Here is a 21751-nt window from a genome sequence, read left to right on the forward strand (position 1 = left end):
CCCTGCGCCGCTGCCGTGCGAACCGCGGAGGCCGGAAGGATGCAATCCCCTGGAAGGATGGCGCGTGCATGGCTGTTGGCGGCGGTTGCGCTGGCCGCCGGCTGTGGGCGGGGTGGTGGGCCTGACGGCGGCGAGCGACCGCCCACGCTGGTGGCCGTGGAAGTGGTCAAGGCACAGGCCGTGCCGAACCTGGTGGAACTGCCGGGGCGGGTCGAAGCCAGCCGCTCGGCCGAAGTGCGTGCGCGCGCCGATGGCATCGTCGAGCGCCAGCTGTATGTGGATGGCACCGAGGTCGAGGCCAACGCGCCGCTGTTCCAGATCGATCCTCGCGACCTGCAGGCACGCCTGCAGCAGGCGCGTGCGTCACTGGCCTCGGCCCGCGCCGCCAAGGCGCAGACGTCTTCGCTGCGTGCGCGGCTGTCAACCCTGGTACAGCGCAAGGCAGTGAGCGTGCAGGAATACGAATCGGCGCAGGCCTCGTTCCGCCAGGCAGATGCCGCGCTGATGGAAGCACAGGCGGCGGTGGACCGCGCCACGCTGCAGCTGGACCACGCCACCGTACGCGCGCCGATCAAAGGGCGCACCGGTCGGGCCCAGGTCAGCGAAGGCGCGCTGGTCAGCGCGGCCGCGGCCACGCTGCTGACCCGGATCGACCAGGTCGACCCGGCGTTCGTGATCTTCAATCCGTCCAACATCGCCATGAACGAACTCGAGCGCGGCGTGGCCGACGGCCGCATCGACGTGGGCGACGACCACCGGGTGCAGGTGACCATCCTGCTCGACGGCAATGTCCGGCTGCCCGAAGCAGGCGTCGTCGACTTCAGCGAAACCGCGATCGATCCGGCCACCGGCAGCCGCACGCTGCGCGCACGCTTCGCCAACCCCGATGGCCGGCTGCTGCCGGGCCAGTTCGTGCGCGGCATCCTGGCCATCGGCAGCATCCGTAACGGTACCAGCCTGCCCGAGCGCGCCATCCAGGTGGGCGAGGACGAAGCCACGGTGATGCTGGTCAATGACGAGAACGTCGCCGTGCGTCGCGCGGTGACGCTGGCCGGGCAGGCCGGCGGACGCTGGGTGGTGCAGTCGGGCCTCACCCCCGGCGACAAGGTGATTGTCGACGGCTGGCACAAGATCCAGCCCGGCCAGCCCGTGGCGATCCAGCCCGATGCAGACCCCAGGGCGAAGGCCAAAGCCCCATGAGTGGCTATTTCGTCTACCGGCCGGTGCTGGCGTGGGTGATCGCGCTGTTCGCCATCCTGTTCGGTGGCATCGCCCTGGTCAGCCTGCCGGTGGAGCAGTACCCCGACGTGGCGCCACCCTCGCTGAGCATTTCGGCCACCTTCGTCGGTGCCGACGCGCAGACGCTGGACCGCACCGTGACCTCGGTCATCGAGAACGAACTCAGCGGCGTGGACGATTTCCTGTTCATGACCTCCACCAGCCGTGCCAACGGCACGGCGCAGATCCGGGTGACGTTCCGCAGCGGTACCGACCTGGATATCGCCCGGTCGCAGGTGCAGGACCGCCTGGCCCGGGTCGAGCCGCGGCTGCCCGATGAAGTGCGGCAGATGGGCGTGCGCGTCACCCAGGCCAGCAACGGCTTCCTGATGCTGATCTCGCTGCAGTCGGACAAGGGCCGCTATTCGGCGCTGGAGCTGGGCGACTACGCCAACAGCAACATCGCCGACGAACTGCGCCGCGTGCACGGGGTGGGCGATGTAACCCTGTTCGGCTCCAGTTACGCGATGCGGATCTGGCTGGACCGCGAGAAGCTGGTCAGTTATGGCATCTCGCCCGGCGAAGTGATGGCGGCGGTGCGTGAGCAGAACGCGCAGACCGCCGGTGGTGGCCTGGGCCTGCAGCCGACCACGCCGTCCACCGAAACCACCGCGCAGATCGTCATGCGCGGGCGTTTCAGCACCCCCGAACAGTTCCGCCAGGTGATCATCCGCGCCACCCCGGGCGCTGCCACCGTGCGGCTGGGCGATGTGGCGCGGGTGGAACTGGGCAACGACAACTACGCCTTCAACCTGCGTTTGAATGGCCAGGAAACCGCCGGCCTGGCGGTTTCGCTGGCCACCGGCGCCAATGCGCTGTCCACCGCCACCGCCGTGCGCCAGCGCATGCAGGACCTGGAAACCAGCTTCCCGGACGGCATGCAGTGGACCACCCCGTTCGACACCACGCCCTTCATCACCGAATCGGTCAACGGCGTGGCGGTGACCATGCTGCAGTCGCTGGTGCTGGTGTCCATCGTGGTGCTGTTGTTCCTGCAGAGCTGGCGCGCCGTGTTCCTGCCCACCATCGTGGTGCCGGTCTCGCTGCTGGGGGCGTGCCTCGGCCTGCTGGCGTTCGGGGTTTCGATCAACCTGCTGTCGCTGTTCGCGATGGTGGTGGCGATCGGCATCCTCAACGACGACGCCATCGTGATCGTCGAGAGCGTCGAGCGGATCATGCGCGAGGAGGACCTGCCACCCCGCGAAGCCACCGCCAAGGCCATGGGGCAGCTGTCCGGCGCGATCATCGCCACTACGCTGGTGCTGCTGGCGGTGTTCATTCCGATGGGCTTCTTCCCCGGTTCGGCCGGCGGCATCTACCGGCAGTTCGCGGTGACCCTGAGCGTGTCGCTGGTGGTCTCCACGATCCTGTCCCTGACCCTGGCCCCGGCCATCTGCGGCGCGATGCTGCGCCCGGCCAAGGAACAGGTGGGGAAGGGCGGACCCGGCCGGCGCTTGTTCAGCGCCATCAACACCGGGCTGGATAAGAGCAGCCGCAGCTACGCTGGCTGGGTGGGCAGCATGCTGGTGCGCCCGTGGCTGTGGATCGGGGTGTTCGTGGTGGTCACGCTGATGACCGGCCTGCTGTATGCGCGCCTGCCGGGTGGCTTCCTGCCCACCGAAGACCAGGGCTACATCTTCGTGGCCTACAACGCCGCGCCCGGCGCGACCATGGAGCGCACCCGCGCAGCGGCCGAGCAGGCCGAGGCGATCCTGCGCCAGCAGCCGGAAGTGCGCAACGTGGCCACGGTGATCGGCTTCAGCTTCTTTGGCCAGGGCCAGGCGGTGGGCATGTCTTTCGTGGACCTGCACCCGTGGGCCGAACGCAGCGGCAGCGAGCGCAGCGCCATGTCGCTGGCCGCACGCATGAGCGCGGCGTTTACCCGCATCCCGCAGGCGCAGGTGTTCGCGCTCAACCCGCCGGCGATCCAGTCGCTGGGCAACGCCTCGGGCTTCAGCATGAAGATTGAAGACCGCAGCGGCGTAGGCGGTGCCGGCTTGAGCGCGGCCGCCATGGGCATTGCCGCCCGCGCCGCCGCCAACGACCGCCTTGCTGGCGTACGCCCGGAAGGCATGCCGCGCGCGCCGCAGCTGTTCGTGGATATCGACCGCACCCAGGCGCGTGCGCTGGGTGTGCAGTTGTCGCAGGTCAACCAGGCGCTGGGCATCATGTTCGGCTCGGCCTACGTCAACGACTTCGTGCGCCAGGGCAACGTGCTGAGGGTGTTCATCCAGGGTGATGCCGAACAGCGCATGCGCGCCGAAGATGTGTCCGACCTGCGGGTGATCGGCAGCAATGGCCAGTCGGTGCCGTTCTCCGCCTTCGCGACCACGCGCTGGACGGTCGGCGAGCAGCAGGTGGAGCGCTACAACGGCTTCCTCTCGGCCACGGTGTCGGGGCAGGGCGCGCCAGGCGTCTCCAGTGGCGCGGCGCTGGTGGAGATGGAGCGCATCGCCGACGAGGTGCTGCCACCGGGCATGCGCCACGAATGGACCGGTACGGCGCGTGAGGAGCGCGAAGCGTCGGGACAGGTGGGCATGCTGCTCGGCCTGGCCTTCATCGTGGCGTTCCTGCTGCTGGCCGCGCTGTACGAAAGCTGGGTTACCCCGGTGATCGTGCTGCTGGTGGTGCCGCTGGGCATCCTCGGCGCGGTGGTGTTCACCGCCGCACGCGGCATGTCGGCCGATGTGTACTTCACCGTGGGCCTGGTCACCATCATCGGCCTGGCCGCCAAGAACGCGATCCTGATCGTGCAGTTCGGGCTGGACGAGGAAGCGCGCGGCGTGCCGGTGCGCGATGCGATCCTGCAGGCCGCGCAGCAGCGCCTGCGGCCGATCCTGATGACCAGCCTGACCTTCATCGTGGGCATGGTGCCGCTGGTGATCGCCACCGGCGCCGGCGCGGCCAGCCGCCAGGCGGTGGGCACCGGCGTGCTGGGCAGCATGCTCAGCGCCACGCTGTTCGGCATCTTCTTCACCCCGCTGTTCTACTTCCTGCTGCGCCGGCGTGCACGTCCGCCCACGCTCGATCCCGCCGCGCCCGTACCGAAAGAGGACGCTGATGCGTAGCGGCCTGTTCTGGCGTGCGGGGGCGGTGCTGGCACTCTGCCAGCTGGCCGGCTGCAACTTCGCGCCGGACTACGTGCGCCCGGAGGCGCCGGTTCCCGCGCGGTTCCCGGCGTCGACGACGGGCGGTGCCGCCGCGCCGGCCATTCCCTGGCAGGACTTCTTCCACGACCCGGTACTGCGCGACCTGATCGGCAAGGCGCTGGTGTACAACCGCGACCTCGCCGGCGCGGCTGCGCGGATCGAACAGGCGCGCGCCCAGTTCCGCATCCAGCGCAGCCAGCGCCTGCCCGGGTTGGATGCCAGCGCCTCCGGCCAGCGCCTGCGCACACCGCTCAGCGCCGCCGACGGCGCGCCCCGGGTCACCGTGGACAGCTATGGGCTGCAGGTCGGTATCCCATCATTCGAGCTGGATTTCTGGGGCCGCGTAGCCAACCTCAACGAAGTGGCGCGCCGCCAGTACGTGGCCACCGAGGAAGCCCGGAACACGGCGGAACTGTCGCTGGTCGCCAACGTCGCGGCCAGCTACTACGCGGTGCGCGCGAGCGACGAAGGCATCGTGCTGGCCGAGCGCTCGCTGGCCAGCCGTAACGAAACCCTGGAACTGGCCCAGCTGCGCATGGACGCCGGGCTCACGTCCTCCATCGACTTCAACCAGTCCTATGCGCTGGTGACCCAGACCGAACTGCAGCTGGCGCAACTACGGCGCACCCAGGGCCAGGCGCTGCAGCTGCTGCAGTTCCTGGTCGGCGCGCCGCTGCCGCCGGCACTGCCGCCCGGGCTGCCGCTGGATCCCGACGCGCAGCTCACCCGGCTCGACCCCGGGTTGCCTTCGGTGCTGCTGGTAGCGCGCCCCGATGTGCGCCTGGCCGAACACCAGCTGCGTGCCGCGAACGCCAACATCGGCGTGGCGCGGGCGCTGTACTTTCCCATCATCGCCTTGACCGGCGCGGGCGGCTACGCCTCCAACGAGTTGTCCGGGCTGGTGTCGGACAGCAACCGGGTATGGTCGTTCGGTGCCGGCGCGGTGTTGCCGCTGCTCGACTGGGGTGCCCGACGTGCGCGCGTGGACGGAGCCAACGCCGTCCGCGACGAGCGGGAGACGGCCTACCAGTCCACCGTGCAGAACGCCTTCCGCGAAGTGGCCAGCGGGCTGGTGGCCGCCGAACAGAACGACCGGCAGATCCAGGCGCAGATCCGTGCGGTGGAAGTGCAGCAGGCGCTGGTGGTCACCGCGCACGACCGCTACGACGTCGGCCTGACCCCGTACCTGGAAGTGTTGGATGCCGAGCGCAACCATTTCGCCGCCGAACAGAACCTGCTGCAGCTGCGCGCCGCCGCGCTGCAGGACGCGGTGAACCTGTACGCCGCACTGGGCGGCGGCCAGGGCCAGCGGGAGATCCCCGTCGACTGATTCTTTTCATGTTCCCGATATCCCAGCGAGGCCGTTTTCCATGCGCATTCCCACCCGAACGCTCTGCCTGGCCGCCGTGCTGCTGCCGGGCGCCGTCGTCGCCCAGACCCGCGACGCTTCCCAGGACGCGGAGATCCAGCGGCTGCGCCAGACCGTGGACATGCTCACCGCGCGGATCCAGGCACTCGAATCCGGGCAGACCAATGCGCCGCACACGGCGCCCGCCACGGCCACGCCCACCGCGCCAGTTCCTGCCGCGGCGGCTGCGCCGGACGCGGTATCGGTGCCCGCCGCACCGCTGGTCGCGGCGTCGCCCGCGGCGTTGAACGTGCCGCCGTCGCCGCTGCCGGCGCGCGACACCTTCGACGAGGACGAACAGGCGTCGGCCCGCGTGGACAACGAAGTGCCCCCCGGCGATGAACTGGAGGGCTTCTTCCTCATCCCCGGCACCGGCACGTGGCTGCGGCTGGGTGGCTACGCCAAGCTGGATGCGATGTTCGACAGCGGCGATGCCGGCGACAGCGACCAGTTCATCACCTCCGACATTCCGGTGGATGGCGGCCGCGACAGCACCCGCTTCAACATGCACGCCCGCCAGACCCGGCTCACCCTCGAGGGCCGCCGCGATACCGGCGCCGGCCAATTGCGCTTCCTGATCCAGAACGACTTCTTCGGCTCCGGCGGCAGCTACGGCTACCGCCTGCGGCATGCGTGGGGGCAGCTTGGCAACACCTACGTCGGCTTTGGCTGGTCGGCCTTCATGGACCTGGACTCGGGCCCGGACACGCTGGATTTCGCCGGCCCTGGCGCGTCGCCGTCGGCGCGCGTGGCCAGCATCCGCCAGTACTTCCCGCTGGGCAACGGCAACCAGTTCATCCTCGCGGCCGAGCATCGCGCCCCCGAGCTGCAGTTCTACGGCGCCACCCAACGCTCGCGCACGGCCGCCCCCAACCTGGTGCTGGCCGCCCGCCACGAAGCGGACTGGGGCAGCCTGCAGGCGTCCGGCCTGTTGCGGTACCTGGCCTACGATTCGGCGCAGGACAGCAATGAGGGCAGCGACAGCGCCACCGCCGGCGGGTTGGCCCTCAGTGGCACCTGGGGCTGGGGCGACAACGGCGACTACATGGTGTTCGGTGCGCTGGGCGGGCAGGGCATCTCGGCCTTCATCGGCGATCTTGGGGGGTTGAACCTTGACGGTGTGGTCGACCCCGAGGGTGACCTGCAGGTGCTGCAGCAGTACGGCGGATGGCTGGGCTACACGCACCATTGGTCGCAGCGCTGGCGCACCACAGTGACCTACAGCCGGCTGTACCTGGAACGTGACCAGCTGCTCGACCCGACCGTGTTCCGCCGCAGCGACTACGCCGCCGCCAACATCATCTGGCAGCCGGCGCCGAGCTGGAGCTGGGGCGCCGAACTGCTGTACGGCAAGCTGCAGGAGCAGAGTGGTGCCAGCGGCGATGTGTTCCGCCTGCAGACCGCGCTCAAGTACGACTTCGTGAAATAGGAGACGTCATGGCTACGCGCAGACTACGAAGAATGCTGCTGGTCAGCGCACTGGCCGCCGCCCCCCCGGTGGCCGCGCAGGACGCCATGCTCGGCACCATCCTGGAAGAGCCCGGCAGCGCCGGGCTGGGCTTCCTCGGCAGGATCGAATCGTCACCGTACAAGGGCGCCGACGACCGGGTCGATATCATGCCGCTGTACCTTTACGAGGGCGAGCGCTTCTTCCTGCGCTCCAACGCGGCCGGCGTGCGCTTCACCCCGCGTGAGGACCAGGGCCTGGAACTGTTCGTCGAACGGCGGCTGGAAGGCTACCCGGAAGACGAAACCCCCGACATCCTCGAGGGCATGGACACCCGCAACAGCGAGGCCGACATCGGTGCGCGCTATTACTTCAGGCACGACAACCACGCACTGGATTTTACGGTCCGCCAGGACATCTCCAACAACTCCAACGGCACCGAAGTGCGCGCCGGATACGGGTATACCCTGCGCGGCGACCGCTGGGCGCTGCAGCCGGTGCTCACCCTGGGCTGGCGCAGCGCCAAGCTCAACGACTACTACTTCGGCGTGGAGTCCTATGAGGTGACTCCGGAGCGCACCGAGTATTCGGCCGGCAGCGGGTTGGACATCACCGCCGGCCTGTACGGCCGCTACCGCATCCTGCAGAACTGGAGCCTGGTCGGCGGCGTGTTCGCCAAGCGCTATTCCAGCACCATCCGCAACAGCCCGCTGGTGGACAGCGACATGCAGTGGGGCGCGATGGTCGGCGCCGCCTACGACTTCGGCAACGGCCAGGTGCGCTGGGACAAGGAGGGCACCCCCACCTACGTGAAGGTGTTCTACGGGCGTGATTCGGACGACGGCTGCCACCTGGTCAAGATCATGACCTTCAGCTGCGTCAGCCTCAACGATGACGATCCCACCGACATCTGGGGCATACACGTGGGCCGCCCGTTCGTGTCAGGCCTCAACGGCTGGCCGCTTGACCTGGTCGGCTACGTGGGCGTGCTGCGCCACGACGAGAAGGGGCACCAGCCGGATTCGTGGCAGATCGATGCCTACATGAAGGGCTTCTATTACGGGTTCCCGTGGTCGCACCGGGTCAAGACCCGGCTGGGCTTCGGCTTCGGCGTGTCCTACGCCGAGCGCGTGCCGTATGCGGAAGTGCAGTCGCAGGCGCGGCGCGAGCGCAACACGTCCAAGGTGCTCAACTACCTGGATCCCAGCATCGATGTGAGCCTGGGCGACATCTTCGGCAGCGAGCGCTGGCACGAGCTGTATTTCGGCTTCGGGGTATCGCACCGCTCCGGCATCTTCGGTTCGGCGCAGATGCTGGGCACCGTCGATGGCGGCTCCAACTACATCTACACCTACCTGGAAGGCGCGTTCTAGCGCCGCGCAGGGGAGGCCGCAGGATCCCGGTCCTGCCGGAACAGGAGGGCGATGGCGATGTACGCCACGCCCATGGCCAGCAGCGCCAACCCCACGCCCCAGGACGCGGAGGCGCGCCCGGCCCAGGCCACGCCGCTCACGCACACCACCGCAGCGACCAGCGCTACCAGCCCCGACACCAGGGAGATCCAGCGCTTGCCGCCTGGTGCAAACCGGAATGCCAGGCTGATCTGCGCGATGGCCTGCACCACCAGTACCGCGGCCACCGTGGTCGCCACGGCGTACGCGGCCCACTCGGGGTGCGTGTAGATGGCGATGCCGCCGATGATCTGCGCCGCCCCCAGCAGGATGGTCATCGCAAAACTGGGCAGGCCGTGCAGCAGGAAGGCCTCGGTCAGCTGCAACGCACCGGCAATCACCAGCAGGCCGGCCACCAGTACCGTCATGGTGCGGACCATGAAGGAGGAGGCGTAAATGCCGAACGCGCCCAGCACCAGCAACAGCACGCCCACGATCAACAGGCGCTGCCAGCTGGACTTCATTGCCACGCCGATGGAGCCGGGGTCCTTGCCAAGTCGGGAGAACACGGTCATGACAGGCCACTCCTGGGAGATCGTCCAATTACCCGCCCGGCAGGGTTATGCAGCAGTGAAACCCGCACCAGTATTTTCCGCAAACACATGGCCCTAACGTGCCCGCTCCTATACCAGCGCAACAACCGCCACGGGGGCGCAGTGCCATGTCGCAACGACTGACTGTCCGGATTCTGGGTGCCTTGGTTTCGATCGGCCTTGCCGCGTCGGCAGGCGCGCATTCGGCATTGCAGCAGGCACCGGAGGGCGATGCCTCCCCGCCGCCGGCGACCGGCGTGGCACCTGCCGCCACGCTGTTCACCAACGTGCGCATCTTCGATGGCACCCACGGCCGCCTCTCCGCACCCAGCAACGTGCTGGTGCAGGGCAACACCATCGCGCGCATCTCGGCCGGTGCGATCGACGCGCCCGGCGCGCGCCGTATCGACGGGCGCGGCCGCACCCTCATGCCCGGGCTGATCGACATGCACTGGCACAGCATGTTCGCCGGTATCCCGATCCAGACGTTGATGACGGCCGATACCGGCTACATCAACATTGTGGCCGGGGCAGAGTCCCGCAAGACGCTGCTGCGCGGCTTCACCACGGTGCGTGACGTTGGCGGCGCGGTGTGGGGTCTGAAAGCGGCCATCGACGCCGGCCATGCCGACGGGCCGCGCATCTGGCCCTCCGGCGCGATGATCACCGTGACCAGCGGCCACGGCGATTTCCGTGAGGCCTCCGACCTGCCGCGCACCGTAGGCCAGCCCGGCTCGCGCCATGACGTGCTGGGTGACAGCGCCATTGCCGATACGCCCGACGAGCTGCGGGTGCGGGTACGTGAGCAGCTGATGCGGGGCGCCAGCCAGATCAAGCTCACCGCCGGCGGCGGCGTCTCTTCCCCGCACAGCCCGCTGGACGTGGTGACCTTCACCGAACCGGAAGTCCGCGCGGCGGTGGAAGCAGCCACCGACTGGGGCACCTACGTGACGGTGCACGCCTACACCCCGGAAGCGATCCAGCGCGCCATCCGTGCCGGGGTGAAGTGCATCGAGCACGGCAGCCTGATGGACGACGCCACTGCCCGCCGCATCCGCGATACCGGCACCTGGCTCAGCACGCAGCCGTTCCCCCCGGAGCTGGCCAACGCCTTCCCGAAGGGCTCAGAGCAGTGGGAGAAGGCGCAGGAGGTGTTCGCCGGCACCGACCAGACCTATCGCTTCGCCATCAAGTACAAGCTCAAGACCGCCTTCGGCACCGACGTGCTGTTTTCCAGTGCGTTGGCCTCGCAGCAGAACCGCATCCTGGCCAGCCTGACCCGCTGGTACACGCCGGCCGAAGCGCTGGTGATGGCCACCGGCACCAACGCCCAGCTGCTGGCGTTGTCGGGCAAACGCAGCCCTTATGCCGGGCGCGTGGGGGTGGTGGAGGAGGGGGCGCTGGCGGACCTGCTGCTGGTCGAAGGCGATCCGCTGGCCGACATCAACGTGATCACCGATCCAGACGCCAACTTCAACGTGATCATGAAGGACGGCAAGATCTACAAGGATGCGCGCTGAGCGGGTCAGCCACCGGTGTTCATGCTCATCCCGCCGCCCGCCTTGAAGTACAGCACCAGGTACACCACGCGCCAGAAGATGAAGGCGTAGGCGCCGCACAGCAGGATCTGCAGGAGCAGGTGCGACTTCATGCGGCTCAGCCGCCACAGCCCGTCGCCCAGGTTCAGCAGCAGCAGGCTGACCCCGATGGTGACCACCACGTAGCCGGCCACGGTGGGATTGACCAGGTCGAGGTCGCCCGGCCCCGCGCGGACAACTTCCAGCCCGGCGGCAGTAATCAGCGAGGACACCGCCATGTTGCGCGTGTTCTCGAAGATCAGCCGCAGCACACCATTGTCGAACAGCTGTACGGCGATACGTCGGAGCAGGGCGGGCAGCATGGGGCATTCCTCGCGGCGTGAACCGGACTCCGCACAGGGTTGTACCGGGCGCATGAAAAGCGCGTGGAAGAACGGGCCAGTAGATTTACTGAGCGTGCCGGGCGGCAATGGGATGGTCGCCGGCCAGGCGCAGGAGGACCATGGGGGTCAAGGTAGCCGCGCCGGGTTGCGCGGCGGCAGAGGACCGTCATGCCAAGCAGGGCTGCGTACGGCGCCAGCTGTGCGATTGCACTGGGTGCATCCCTCGGGGTGGCGCCGCCAGTCCGCGCCGATCCCTGCGTGGTGGTTTCCGCCCGCGTCGCCCTTTCCTCCGGTACCTGCGAGATCCCACCCGGCACCGAGCTGCGCGCCACCAATACGAATGCAGCAGTGTCGGCAACGAACCCCGGCACGCGGATCGATCTGCGTCCGGGCGCGACGATCATCACCTCCACGTCCTCCACCCGCCATGCTATCGACATGATCAACGGCGGGCAGGTGGTGATGGGCCCGCAGACCCTCATCCAACTCAATGCGAGCGGGCTGGGGGTGCTGGGCATCAGCGTCAGCAACAGCCGGTTTACCGAGTCACTCGGCAGCGGCATCGTACTGGAAATGAACAACGCCACCACGGGCAACAACGTCTCCGGCTATGGCGTGCGGGCCGTGCAGAACAGCGACATCACGCTGGGACTGACGCTCACCGCCAATTTTTCCCGCAGCGCATACGGAGTTCGTGCCGACAGTCTGAGCCGCGTGGTGTTGGTCGACGGCAGCAGCATCGCACTCACCGGCGCGGACAGCGCCCCGGGTGGTGCCGCACTGATGGCGGTGGATGCGGGCAGCGTGATCGACGCGCGCAACGGAACGCGCATTGCCAACAGCGGCCACGATGTCACGGGCCTGTATCTGTCCAACGGCGGACGGGTGTACGCCGATGCAACCACGCAGCTCACGCTGGGTAACCCGGCCACGGTGAACGCCGGCTCCGCCGGCATCGTCGCCGACAACACCCTCGTGCCCGCAGGCACCCTGGATGGCACATCGATCACCTTCACCGGGATTGCCGGCACCGGCATCACCGCCACACGCGGGGCGGACATCACAGCCAGCGGCCTGACGGTACAGGGGGCCGGCATGGGGGTGGTGGCGGACACGCAGTCGCGTGTGGCGATCAGCAACGCTGCTTTCACCATCAGCGACTCGCATGGCGGCATTGTCAGGACCATCGAGCCCAGCGGCGCGACGTTTGGCACGACATTCCTGCGCCAGGGCGCGGGGCTGTTCGCGCTGGGCGGCGTACTGGTGGCTGACCAGGTCAGCGTCCAGGTTCCCGCCGATGGCGTCTACGGTGTATTCGCTTCGCACTCCATTCTTGCACCGGCGACCATGGGCAACCTGCGCTTCGTCAACGGAACGATCATCACGTCCGGCAGTGGCGCCTACGGTGCCGTGGCGGCTGGCAGCCCGTTCGTAGATGGAACCCCCACGGTGACGTTGCAGGGCGCGAGGGTGACGACCCTCAATGCCATGGCGCACGGCCTCGCGGTTGTCTCCGGCGGCAGCATCACTGCCGTTGACAGCGTGATCCGTACGCAGGGCGCGGACGCTGCAGGGCTGTATTCCAGCACGACCAGCGCCACCCGTTCCAACGTTGCCTCGTTGTCCGGCGGCCGTCTGGTGAGTGCGCAGGCGCCCGCCATCCAGGTGGCCGGTTCGCGGTTGGATCTGACGCTGGCAGAGGGCGTGGAGGTGGGAAGTGGCAGCGGCACCCTCTTCAGCGTGGCCGCGGTCGGCGCGCGCAGCGGCAGTCTCGGCCTGACCGCCACCGGCGCATCGCTGGACGGGGCTGCGCTGACCGAGCCCGGGAGCTATTCGGAGATGCAGTTGCAGGCCGGGACACGCTGGGCAATGACCGGTTCCTCGGTGGTATCCCGGCTGGCCAACCGGACAGCTGACATCGTGTTTGGCATGCCCGTTGGTTCTGCCGCCAGCCTTGCGAGCTATAAGACCCTCACGGTGACCGGGTATGTGGGCGAGGGCGGGGCGGTCACGCTCAACACCTGGTTGGCGGGCGACGGCTCACCGTCGGATCGCCTGGTGATCGCGGGCGGCACCGCCAGCGGCCAGACCGGGTTGCGCGTGCTTCGCAGCGGCGGCGAGGGTGCACTGACCGGCGGCGACGGCATTCTGCTGGTCGACACCCGGAATGGTGCGGCCACCAGCGTGGATGCGTTCGCGCTGCTGCAGCGTGTGGTGGAAGGACCATACGAATACCAGCTGGTTCGAGGAAGCCGTGACGCGTCACGCCCGCAGGCATGGTTCCTGACCTCGCAGCGCTTGCCTACCGAGCCGCCGCCGGAGCCGCCGCCCGAACCGCCGCCAGGTCCTCCCGTTCCGCCGACGCCTCCGGTGCCACCGGACCCGCCCGTGCCACCCGAGCTGCCGTTGCCGCCAACACCGCCTGCGCCGCCATCGCCGCCGGTCGTCCCGGAAGCCCCCTCACAGGAAATCGAGCCCTTGTATCGCCCCGAAGTGGGAGCGTACCTGGCGAACCAGCGGCAGGCCGCTGCCCTGTTCGTACACGGCCTCCACGACCGCGTGGGCGAGAACGGATGGCCTGGTCGGAACGATGACGAGAGTGACACGACCCATGCCTCGGCATGGCTGCGCGTAGTCGGCCGCGATGGCCGCAGTCGCAGCCGCGACGGCGCCTTCGATATCGATACCGACGCCACGCTGGTGCAGGTGGGCAGTGACGTAGGACGCTGGCAGACCGGCACCGGGCGGGGCACGTTCCACCTTGGCGGGATGCTGGGCCATGGCACGGCAGACACCGACGCGACCGCCGCCGGCAATCCCGCGCGGTCACGCGGCAAGACCGAGGGATGGAGTGTGGGGGCCTACGGCACCTGGTATGCGAACGCACCGGGGGAGACCGGGCCGTACCTGGATGGTTGGGTGATCCATGGCCGTCATCGCAACAGGGTGCAGGGCGACGGCCTGCCTGAGGTGAGGTACGACGCGCGCACGTGGGCCCTTTCCGCAGAAGCGGGCTATGCGTTGCGGCTGGGGCAGGGCAGCGAGTGGCTCCTGGAGCCGCAACTGCAACTGGTGCGCCTTGAGTACAACGACGACGACCCCGTCGAGGTCAATGGCACCCGCGTCTCCGGCACCGATGGCACCGGATGGGTCTCGCGGCTTGGCGTCCGTACGCACCGCACGTGGGTGTCCGGCGACCACCGGTTCCAGCCCTACCTGACCTTGAACTGGTGGCATGACCGTGTCCCGGACCGGCTGGCGTTCAATGGCGTGCAACTGGGAGACCTGTACCCGGGAGACCGCTACGAGCTGAAGCTCGGCGTGAACGCATGGCTGGGGCGCGACTGGAGCACATGGGCGAACGTGGGCTACCAGCAAGGCGGCCAGCACTACGCGGAGACCATTCTGCGGATTGGCGCACGCTATCGATGGTGAGCTAAGTAAGAGTACGCACGAAGGTCCCGCGGCTTTACTGATGCGCCGGAGCGGGCCCGCCGCCAGACTCAGGCCAGGTGATCGCTAGTGGGGCAGGCCCGATGTCCAGACTGACTTCCAACCGTACCTCCGCCGGCATGGTGCAGCTGCGTGGCCCGCGCCCGCCCGAGCTGTGCGGCATCTCCGATGTGTCCTGCGGCAGGTACAGCCGCCTGCCAGCCGCCCGGCTGGTACGCTTCGGGGCTGAGGTGCGGGATCAGGAGCAGGCAGCCCAGGCAGGCGACGTATGGGGCGACGCGTCGCGGCAGGCCGGGCAGGCTACTGTCGCCAGCGCCACCTTGGATGCGTCGTATCGTGCACAGGATTTCCATGTGACCGCGTGGCAGCCGCAGGGCAAGCCCGCCTTCGTGTTCGTGGTCGCGTTGCGGGACCAGCGCTGGATCCAGCCCGATGTGGCCGAAGCGGCCGACTTCGACGAGGTGCTGCGCAATGCGGTGGCGTTTGTCGAACGTGTCCTGGATGCCCAGCTGGATCCTGAGCAGCCCGACACGCCGGGGCCGGGCTGAGCGGATTCGATACACTCTGGCGACGTCATGGCGCGGAGTCACCCATGCTGGCAGATGCACCTGGTGCGGTAGCGCGGGAGCTCCTGGCGCAGGACGGCGCCCGTGTCGTGGCAGCGTTGGCTGCGCCGGACGACCAGAACGAAGGCATCCATGCGGCACGCAAAGCCATCCGGCGCATGCGGGCGGTGCTGGCGCTGCTGGATGAGGATGAATTCGAGCTAGAGGGGGAGGATCGCTCGCTCAGACGGCTCGGCAAAAGCCTTTCAGCGCTTCGGGATGCTCATGTGGTGGTCGAGGCGGCCAAACGGCTTCAGGCCTTGCACCCCGGTCCCGCGTGGGCAGCGGTAGTGAGCACGCTTGAGGAGAGGCGCGCGGGCATTCTGCAGCAGGCTGCGGCCATCGACCCGCAATTTGCACGCAGGCGAAGCACGATCGAGCGCGTTCTGCAGCGGCTTGAGGCCCAGCCATGGGAGCGCCTGCGACGGCGGCACGTTCGGGCCGCGCTCGCACGCAGCGAGCGACGGGTGAAGCGGGCGGCCTCCTGCGCGGCTTCGGACGGTGACGCCGAAGCCATCCACCGTTGGCGAAGACGTGTGCGACGACTGCGCATGCAACTCGATGCCGGGCAGGCGCTCGGTGCGTTGGGCGGAGATGCCACGGGCAATGTTGCCAGCAACAGGAAGGCGAAGGCACTGCACAAGACCAGTGACGGGCTGGGCTGGCTTCAGGACCTGCAGATGCTGCGGAACCTGGTCCGGAGGATGCCGGCGGAAGAGGGCAAGGCCGACGTGCTGCTCCAGATCGAGCGGCAACGCGACGAGGTCAGCCCCTGACCTGCAGTTCCCGCCCATTTGCGTGACGCATCACGCGAGCCGGGATCGACCGCCTGCTGAACGCGTACAAAGGGATAGATTGACCGCCGGTAGCTGCAGATTTCACCACAATGTCACCCATGCCACCCCAATGACAAGCCACGTAATTTTACTGGCCTGGGCTAGGTATTTAAACGCTGGTTGCCCTGTCCGAACCTCCTCAGGCTAGACACTCGCAAGCTGCGGCTGGATTGCAGACGCTTGCCGATTTGGCGCTCGCTGAGGGCGTCCAGTTGGAATGGGAACACTGACCTTCCGGAGCATTTTCATGCTGAGCGAAGAGGCTGCGATCCATTGGGTCGAATGGTCGGCTCTGGCGATAGAGTTGCTGGCAATCGCGTTGATCGTCGTGACCATCATGGTGTCGACAGCGGTTTACGTGATCGCCTTGGCCGTGCAGCACAAGGACCGCGTGGAAAGCTACGAACGGTTCCGTCGCAGGCTCGGACGGGCGCTGTTGCTGGGTCTGGAAATACTGGTGGCGGCGGACATCATCCGTACGGTTGCGCTGGACAGCACGATGCGCGCAATTCTTTCCCTGGGCCTGCTTGTCATCATCCGCACTTTCCTCAGCTGGTCGGTGGTCCTGGAAGTCGAAGGGTTCTGGCCATGGAAACGCCCCTTGGATCGCACGCCGGCGGGAGAGGAGAAGTAGCCAGGGCGTGCGGCGAGCATGGGGATTGCTGGGAGCCTCTGGCTGCAATGCGCGTTCCCTATGAACACAACTTGCGTCTTACATAATATACATTATGCGAAATAGAGGGCGCCCAAGTCATTTCCCCTCGGGACCGCCAAGTTTGGGGTCACAGCCTTTCCAACGAACCTCGGGCGCCGCACGGTCTTTCCAGTCGGTAGACTCAGCATTCGGGTTTTCTCGAGAGGCACTATGTCTACGGACGACAGAAAATTTCAGGTATTTGTTAGCTCGACCTACCACGACCTGCAAGCAGAGCGCCAAGAAGTGATGCACGCATTGCTTGAGCTCGACTGCATTCCTTCGGGCATGGAGCTGTTCCCTGCGGCCAATGAAGATCAATGGTCGCTTATCAAGGGTGTGATAGATGACTGCGACTACTACATCGCCGTCCTTGGCGGTCGCTACGGCAGCATTGGCCCCGACGGTCTCAGCTATACAGAGATGGAGTATCGGTATGCGGTTCAAACCGGCAAGCCTGTGATCGCCTTCCTGCATGGAGATCCCGCTGGGATAGCTGCAGGGCGCTGCGAGACGAGCGACGATGGCCGCCAGAAGCTCACTGCGTTCCGAGAGTTAGCTCAAAAAAGGATGTGCAAGTCTTGGACCACGGCCCATGAACTGGGGTCGGTCGTGAGTCGCAGCTTGATTGCGCTGAAGAAGAAGCATCCGGGCGTGGGCTGGGTTCGAGGTGACAAGGTTCCTAGCACCGAAGCCACCGCTGAGATGCTAAAGCTCCGCAAGCGGATTGAGGAGCTAGAAGCAGAGCTTAGTAAATCACGCACAGAGCCACCAAAGGGTGCCGCTGGCTTGGCGCAGCATGAAGAAGTGATGGAGATCAACGTCAAATACGACACGCGGAAGTGGAATGCCCATGAGTACGTGGACTATTCCTGGGATCATACTATCCCTTTGACCTGGAATGACCTCTTCTTTGTCATCAGCCCTCTCCTGCTCCACGAGGCGACCTCTGATCAACTGCAGGCGAGGCTTACTAGTGAGATACGCGAGCGAGTGCTCGCGCTATTCGAGGCTGCCAACGACGGACAGGAAAACACGTCGTTTGATGAGGCGCGCGCAGGTCATAAGGTTTGGAGGAAGGCTGAGATCAATGTATCGCCTACCGACCTCGAGACGATCGTCGTGCAATTCCTCGCTCTCGGCTACATCACACACAGTACAAAGAGTCGCAGCGTAAAGGATCGTGGTGGATACTGGACACTTACGCCATATGGAACAACGGTCATGAATCAGCTTCGGGCAGTCCCCTCTCACCCGCAAGCTATGTAGGGACGACCGCATCGAGCGCGGACTTGCGAAGGAGCGTTATCAAATCACCGGAAGGTCGAACAGAAAAGACATGTTCGGTTGATGTATATCCCTGCGCTCACATCGTGAGCAGGTTTATCCAAGACCAACGGCCCGCGATCATCTTCCCGCTGAAGTCCTGCGCCCAGGTTTCTCCGTTATGCGAATCCTCGGCGCTTACAATCCAATTTGCAGTTTGGCTGTGAGTCAAGTCGACCGGGAGCACACTATTGATGTGTGGTGCGTCTCCCGGTATTTGCACCGCGAAGCGCCTTCTGAGCAACCCCCACCTCCATCCAATGTTAGTTACGCGTATTGGGCGGTCGCCGATGTTGACGATCGAGAAGTTGACGTGCTGCCTTGGCGGTGAGCCATTCCCAAGAATAGTGACAATCGCACATCTCAATCTCACGCTCGGCTGATGGAACTCCGGAATTCCTAAGAATTGGTAGTGCTCCATTGCCTTTCCTTGCGTCAATTGGTATGAGGGACCCGCTGCGAGTGGCTGGACTCAAATTTACCTCGGTCGCCCGCCACCTTTAGGTTCTGCGTGGCCGCAAGCCCGGTGGCGAACCTCAAAGTAAATCATTTTTGGCCACTTAGCCCCCGCAGCAGTGCGGTGTTCGTGTATTGAAACAACGCGCCGCTGAGAGTCCAAGAAGATGTATCCTTCGGTCATGCCAAAGTATCCAAAGCTCCCGCCATGGATTTCTTATGCCGCGATCATCACTGCCGCGTCGATCGCCGTAGTTCTGTTCGCTGCTGATGGCTCCTTTGAACGAAAGGATCTAGCCGCCGGCTTATTTGCTCTATTCGGAACGTTCGCTGGCGCCTTACTTGCGTTTCGGCTAGAGGAGTCGCGCGACAAAGCGAAGGAAGTGCGGATGCAGAAGTCGGCAATCAATCGGGCACTGGTCGTACTTGGCTATCAACACAACGAAGTGCGGACATATCGGGACTTGATGCTTCCGTACAAGTTGGACATCGAGTTAGCTTTTAACTTCCCAGCATCGCAGCCTCCCGACCATGTGGATATGCGACAGCGATTCGATGACTTGGATTTTCTACTTGACTCCAAGAGGCCGCAGATCTTGTTTGAATTGATAATTGAACAAGAACGATTCGATCAGGTGATGGCGATGATACGGCACAGAAACGAGTTTTATGTGGAGAAGGTTCAGCCTGCATTTGCACGTTTGATTGGCAATGGGAAGCGCGTCTCGGGCGGTGAAGTGGAGGCTGCACTAGGGGAGTACCTATACGGAGGCGCCATTCAGGGTGCGATCTCGATGCGTGAGCAAATTGACGGCAGCAACGTGAGCATTCCGAGCCTGCAAGATAGACTGCGCGAGGCTGCGAAGGAGCTTTATCCGGGTGAAAAGTTTGTCCGTTTTGATACTGTTCCGTTGGCTAACGAAGAGGCCGAACAGGCGGCGAATGCGCGCGCGACTGATTCTGGGGAGCAAGGTTGACGGCTGATCGTCTGCCGTGGAGTTGTTCCGGAACTGTCAGAAGTGGGAAGCGCTTCTGCATACCTAATGCGTCACACCTGGTTCGTTTTGGACTGTCGCGACAACTCATCCTGTCAAGCCACACCTTGGATGACCATATCTTGCCGGAACTCCACGGCCGCACCAGGGGCGACACTGCCGCCGCGCCGCAGGCTGCATCTCTTACCTAAGTCGTCCATGATGGCTCTTCGTGGCGCCCTGCTCTACCGGAATCTGGCGCTTGATCTCTACATTGGAAGTAAAGCAATGCCTTGGCGTAATCTCTCAGCAATTGCATTGGTCTCTTCCACCGACAGCTCTGCCACCTTCCCGCGCTCGGTCCCTCCCCCGTCCAGGGTTCCGGCAACATGGAAGTGCAGATGCCGGATGGTTTGATCTGCGTCCACGCCATTGTTCTGCCATACCGCGATGCCTGGACGCTTGTATGCGCGATCAATCAGTCGTGCCGCGTCACGAACTGCAATCATAAGCGCGAGAGCCTCATTGTCCGGCAGCTCAAGCAAGGTGGGGCGGTGAGCAATTGGGATCACCAGCAAGTGCGGCTCTCCGCGCTGTTCACGCGTGACCAGCGTTGCGGTTAGATCATCTCGCCTCAGCACAGTGTAGGGGCGCCTACCGCTTAGGTAATCGCAAAACGCGCACCCGCCATTGTTCGGAAGCACGAGGCCTTCACTCATCAGGAACTCCTCAGCGAATTCAGGAACGCCTGTAACTCTAGCCGATCCAAGCTATTGAAGAACGGCTCAGGCACTACCACCGTCAGCTCATCACTGATTTTCTGGTGTCGAGAGGCGAACATGAAGGTGAGTATGATCAAACGAATTGAGTCTTGTGCTGGCAGAACGCGCGATATTCTTGACAGTCCGCCACCCCAAGGCACGATCGATACCGGCTGACCGTTGCCTCTGCGGCCCACTTCGTCCCAAAGCATGTAAAGACTCTTAGTTACTACCTCAATATTTGTGCTGGCATTATTATTGCCCGACATCTCCGAGTAGGCCGAGAAAAAGATCCGGCGGGGGCCATTAGCTACGGTGGCAACGGTGCCCAGTTCGTAGAGATTTCGCTTACCTGGCTTCTCGATGGTGCCAATCACCGGCTTCGTACTAAGCGCGGTCTCGAGATCGGCATCCAAGCGTTTCCAGTCGTTGCGATACAAACGCGCGATTGTCTGCCCGAGTAGACTTTTCTGCTCGATTATATGAGGAATCTCGGTGTCAAAGGAGTTGGCGATTCCAACAACGATATCCCCGTCTTGCTCGAATAGATCTCCTTTGACAATGCTGATCTTGGTCTGAGGTGATGCATACTCGCATTGGACTGGACGTGGCCAACTCAGTGCCAACCCTAACAGAGTGCAGCAAATCAAGACGATCACAAAAACGGTCCCGCCACCGAACCAGTCTGCGCGCTCTGGCAGCAATGCCACTACGCCTTTCACGACGACGGTTACCGTGCCGAGTAGCGCGAAAGTCTTGGTCAGAAATTTCAGCCAAAACCGACGGGTCTGCATGTCTTGCAGAAGTTCTTTCATGCCGATCAATCCCTTAAAGTTCAAGGCCTTCATAGACTGATGGCTTGTACTGATGCGGACCCTTCCCCTTATTGGCAGGATAGGCTGCCGGATGATGATCGAGGGCGTACTTAATGATCTTCATCTGAAACGAGACGGACATAGTGTAGTAGTCGACATCAAGCAACGGCTTTGGGATGAAGTTACGATCGACCGAGCGATCACCATCTAGATTGGCCACGATGACCGGTAGGTCGAATTCTTTGATCACTTCGATTTCGTGCGCCAAAAATGAACTGCCATTCCCGCCCTTCCTCTTAGCGTCTGCACTTCCGAGCAGCACGACTTGCTTGGCGTTTTTGAGACGCTCGCGCAAGTTTCTTTTGATCGTTTCAGATGTACTACTATCCCGGGAAACAAACAGGTCATGCGCATCAAAGAAGCCAAATTCGATCTTGTCATTGTCCCGCCAAGCTTCCATCATGCGGTAATACTTGATGTCCTCGCTTGCAAAAGCGATGTAGGTCTTATTCTTGTAGCTCATCCGATTGACTCCCCTCAGTCGTGCCACTGTCGCGCGCACCATGCGCATTAGCCATGTAGTGTGGCTGCGTCTACCTGGTAACGTCTTGGAAACGTCGCAACCCATGGGTAAGATTGTGCCG

At 64.8% G+C, this 21751-nt stretch carries 17 protein-coding genes; 12 read left to right on the top strand and 5 right to left on the bottom strand.

The genetic code is table 11. The features are described from left to right. The first annotated feature begins 39 nt into the window (after nucleotides 1–39). From AC06E7_RS11160 to AC06E7_RS11180, 5 genes are read left to right on the top strand one after another with little or no spacing between them, the layout of a single operon-like run. Nucleotides 40–1200, top strand: a complete 1161-nt coding sequence (locus tag AC06E7_RS11160; protein ID WP_478064701.1) for an efflux RND transporter periplasmic adaptor subunit — start codon at nucleotides 40–42, stop codon at nucleotides 1198–1200. After that, nucleotides 1197–4346 (top strand): multidrug efflux RND transporter permease subunit, encoded by a 3150-nt coding sequence (locus AC06E7_RS11165; RefSeq protein WP_478064703.1) that lies wholly within the window; start codon nucleotides 1197–1199, stop codon nucleotides 4344–4346. Before AC06E7_RS11160 ends, AC06E7_RS11165 begins: the two co-directional genes overlap by 4 nt. Then, nucleotides 4339–5757, top strand: a complete 1419-nt coding sequence (locus AC06E7_RS11170) for an efflux transporter outer membrane subunit (protein WP_478064705.1) — start codon at nucleotides 4339–4341, stop codon at nucleotides 5755–5757. Before AC06E7_RS11165 ends, AC06E7_RS11170 begins: the two co-directional genes overlap by 8 nt. 40 nt (nucleotides 5758–5797) lie before the next feature. Next, entirely contained in the window at nucleotides 5798–7264 is a 1467-nt protein-coding gene (locus tag AC06E7_RS11175) for a DcaP family trimeric outer membrane transporter (protein WP_478064707.1), read from the top strand. An 8-nt stretch (nucleotides 7265–7272) separates the two neighbouring features. Continuing rightward, on the top strand, nucleotides 7273–8655 hold the full coding sequence (locus AC06E7_RS11180; protein WP_478064709.1) for a MipA/OmpV family protein: 1383 nt from the start codon (nucleotides 7273–7275) through the stop codon (nucleotides 8653–8655). Here the strand turns inward: AC06E7_RS11180 and AC06E7_RS11185 are convergent. Beyond that, the gene (locus AC06E7_RS11185; protein ID WP_184123654.1) at nucleotides 8652–9248 is read right to left on the bottom strand and encodes a DUF308 domain-containing protein; all 597 of its coding nucleotides are present in this window, start codon (nucleotides 9246–9248) and stop codon (nucleotides 8652–8654) included. The genes AC06E7_RS11180 and AC06E7_RS11185 overlap by 4 nt on opposite strands. 146 nt (nucleotides 9249–9394) lie before the next feature. On the opposite strand from AC06E7_RS11185, the gene AC06E7_RS11190 reads away from it, so the two are divergent. Beyond that, entirely contained in the window at nucleotides 9395–10786 is a 1392-nt protein-coding gene (locus AC06E7_RS11190; RefSeq protein ID WP_478064712.1) for a metal-dependent hydrolase family protein, read from the top strand. Between the two features lie 5 nt (nucleotides 10787–10791). On the opposite strand, the gene AC06E7_RS11195 is transcribed toward AC06E7_RS11190, so the two are convergent. Next, the gene (locus tag AC06E7_RS11195) at nucleotides 10792–11166 is read right to left on the bottom strand and encodes a hypothetical protein (RefSeq protein WP_320458676.1); all 375 of its coding nucleotides are present in this window, start codon (nucleotides 11164–11166) and stop codon (nucleotides 10792–10794) included. 279 nt (nucleotides 11167–11445) lie between these two features. On the opposite strand from AC06E7_RS11195, the gene AC06E7_RS11200 reads away from it, so the two are divergent. The 6 genes from AC06E7_RS11200 (at nucleotide 11446) to AC06E7_RS11225 (ending at nucleotide 19534) form a co-directional block, all read left to right on the top strand. After that, on the top strand, nucleotides 11446–14622 hold the full coding sequence (locus AC06E7_RS11200; protein ID WP_478064714.1) for an autotransporter family protein: 3177 nt from the start codon (nucleotides 11446–11448) through the stop codon (nucleotides 14620–14622). A 101-nt stretch (nucleotides 14623–14723) separates the two neighbouring features. Continuing rightward, nucleotides 14724–15188, top strand: a complete 465-nt coding sequence (locus AC06E7_RS11205) for a hypothetical protein (protein WP_478064716.1) — start codon at nucleotides 14724–14726, stop codon at nucleotides 15186–15188. Nucleotides 15189–15232: 44 nt separating this feature from the next. Beyond that, nucleotides 15233–16021, top strand: coding sequence for a CHAD domain-containing protein (locus tag AC06E7_RS11210; RefSeq protein WP_478064718.1), 789 nt, complete (start codon nucleotides 15233–15235; stop codon nucleotides 16019–16021). Between the two features lie 307 nt (nucleotides 16022–16328). Further along, on the top strand, nucleotides 16329–16715 hold the full coding sequence (locus AC06E7_RS11215; RefSeq protein ID WP_478064720.1) for a DUF1622 domain-containing protein: 387 nt from the start codon (nucleotides 16329–16331) through the stop codon (nucleotides 16713–16715). Nucleotides 16716–16946: 231 nt separating this feature from the next. Next, on the top strand, nucleotides 16947–18044 hold the full coding sequence (locus AC06E7_RS11220; protein ID WP_478064722.1) for a DUF4062 domain-containing protein: 1098 nt from the start codon (nucleotides 16947–16949) through the stop codon (nucleotides 18042–18044). A gap of 680 nt (nucleotides 18045–18724) precedes the next feature. Then, nucleotides 18725–19534, top strand: a complete 810-nt coding sequence (locus AC06E7_RS11225; protein WP_478064724.1) for a hypothetical protein — start codon at nucleotides 18725–18727, stop codon at nucleotides 19532–19534. A gap of 266 nt (nucleotides 19535–19800) precedes the next feature. Here AC06E7_RS11225 and AC06E7_RS11230 read toward each other — a convergent pair whose 3' ends face one another. The 3 genes from AC06E7_RS11230 to AC06E7_RS11240 are packed head-to-tail and all read right to left on the bottom strand — an operon-like array spanning nucleotide 19801 to nucleotide 21630. Then, entirely contained in the window at nucleotides 19801–20250 is a 450-nt protein-coding gene (locus AC06E7_RS11230) for an HIT family protein (RefSeq protein WP_478064726.1), read from the bottom strand. Next, the gene (locus AC06E7_RS11235) at nucleotides 20250–21107 is read right to left on the bottom strand and encodes a macro domain-containing protein (RefSeq protein ID WP_478064728.1); all 858 of its coding nucleotides are present in this window, start codon (nucleotides 21105–21107) and stop codon (nucleotides 20250–20252) included. Before AC06E7_RS11235 ends, AC06E7_RS11230 begins: the two co-directional genes overlap by 1 nt. Nucleotides 21108–21120: 13 nt before the next feature. Further along, nucleotides 21121–21630 carry a TIR domain-containing protein gene (locus AC06E7_RS11240; protein ID WP_478064730.1) on the bottom strand — a complete coding sequence of 170 codons (510 nt, stop codon included), beginning with the start codon at nucleotides 21628–21630 and terminating at the stop codon, nucleotides 21121–21123. Nucleotides 21631–21751: the final 121 nt, after the last annotated feature.

The organism is Stenotrophomonas sp. Steno-Z4, assembly GCF_056393145.1.

Bases quoted from the DNA above. Each gene is read 5' to 3' on its own strand.
- AC06E7_RS11160 (WP_478064701.1), top strand. From the start codon at position 40: ATGCAATCCCCTGGAAGGATGGCGCGTGCATGGCTGTTGGCGGCGGTT.
- AC06E7_RS11165 (WP_478064703.1), top strand. From the start codon at position 1,197: ATGAGTGGCTATTTCGTCTACCGGCCGGTGCTGGCGTGGGTGATCGCG.
- AC06E7_RS11170 (WP_478064705.1), top strand. From the start codon at position 4,339: ATGCGTAGCGGCCTGTTCTGGCGTGCGGGGGCGGTGCTGGCACTCTGC.
- AC06E7_RS11175 (WP_478064707.1), top strand. From the start codon at position 5,798: ATGCGCATTCCCACCCGAACGCTCTGCCTGGCCGCCGTGCTGCTGCCG.
- AC06E7_RS11180 (WP_478064709.1), top strand. From the start codon at position 7,273: ATGGCTACGCGCAGACTACGAAGAATGCTGCTGGTCAGCGCACTGGCC.
- AC06E7_RS11185 (WP_184123654.1), bottom strand. From the start codon at position 9,248: ATGACCGTGTTCTCCCGACTTGGCAAGGACCCCGGCTCCATCGGCGTG.
- AC06E7_RS11190 (WP_478064712.1), top strand. From the start codon at position 9,395: ATGTCGCAACGACTGACTGTCCGGATTCTGGGTGCCTTGGTTTCGATC.
- AC06E7_RS11195 (WP_320458676.1), bottom strand. From the start codon at position 11,166: ATGCTGCCCGCCCTGCTCCGACGTATCGCCGTACAGCTGTTCGACAAT.
- AC06E7_RS11205 (WP_478064716.1), top strand. From the start codon at position 14,724: ATGTCCAGACTGACTTCCAACCGTACCTCCGCCGGCATGGTGCAGCTG.
- AC06E7_RS11210 (WP_478064718.1), top strand. From the start codon at position 15,233: ATGCTGGCAGATGCACCTGGTGCGGTAGCGCGGGAGCTCCTGGCGCAG.
- AC06E7_RS11215 (WP_478064720.1), top strand. From the start codon at position 16,329: ATGCTGAGCGAAGAGGCTGCGATCCATTGGGTCGAATGGTCGGCTCTG.
- AC06E7_RS11220 (WP_478064722.1), top strand. From the start codon at position 16,947: ATGTCTACGGACGACAGAAAATTTCAGGTATTTGTTAGCTCGACCTAC.
- AC06E7_RS11225 (WP_478064724.1), top strand. From the start codon at position 18,725: ATGTATCCTTCGGTCATGCCAAAGTATCCAAAGCTCCCGCCATGGATT.
- AC06E7_RS11230 (WP_478064726.1), bottom strand. From the start codon at position 20,250: ATGAGTGAAGGCCTCGTGCTTCCGAACAATGGCGGGTGCGCGTTTTGC.
- AC06E7_RS11235 (WP_478064728.1), bottom strand. From the start codon at position 21,107: ATGAAAGAACTTCTGCAAGACATGCAGACCCGTCGGTTTTGGCTGAAA.
- AC06E7_RS11240 (WP_478064730.1), bottom strand. From the start codon at position 21,630: ATGAGCTACAAGAATAAGACCTACATCGCTTTTGCAAGCGAGGACATC.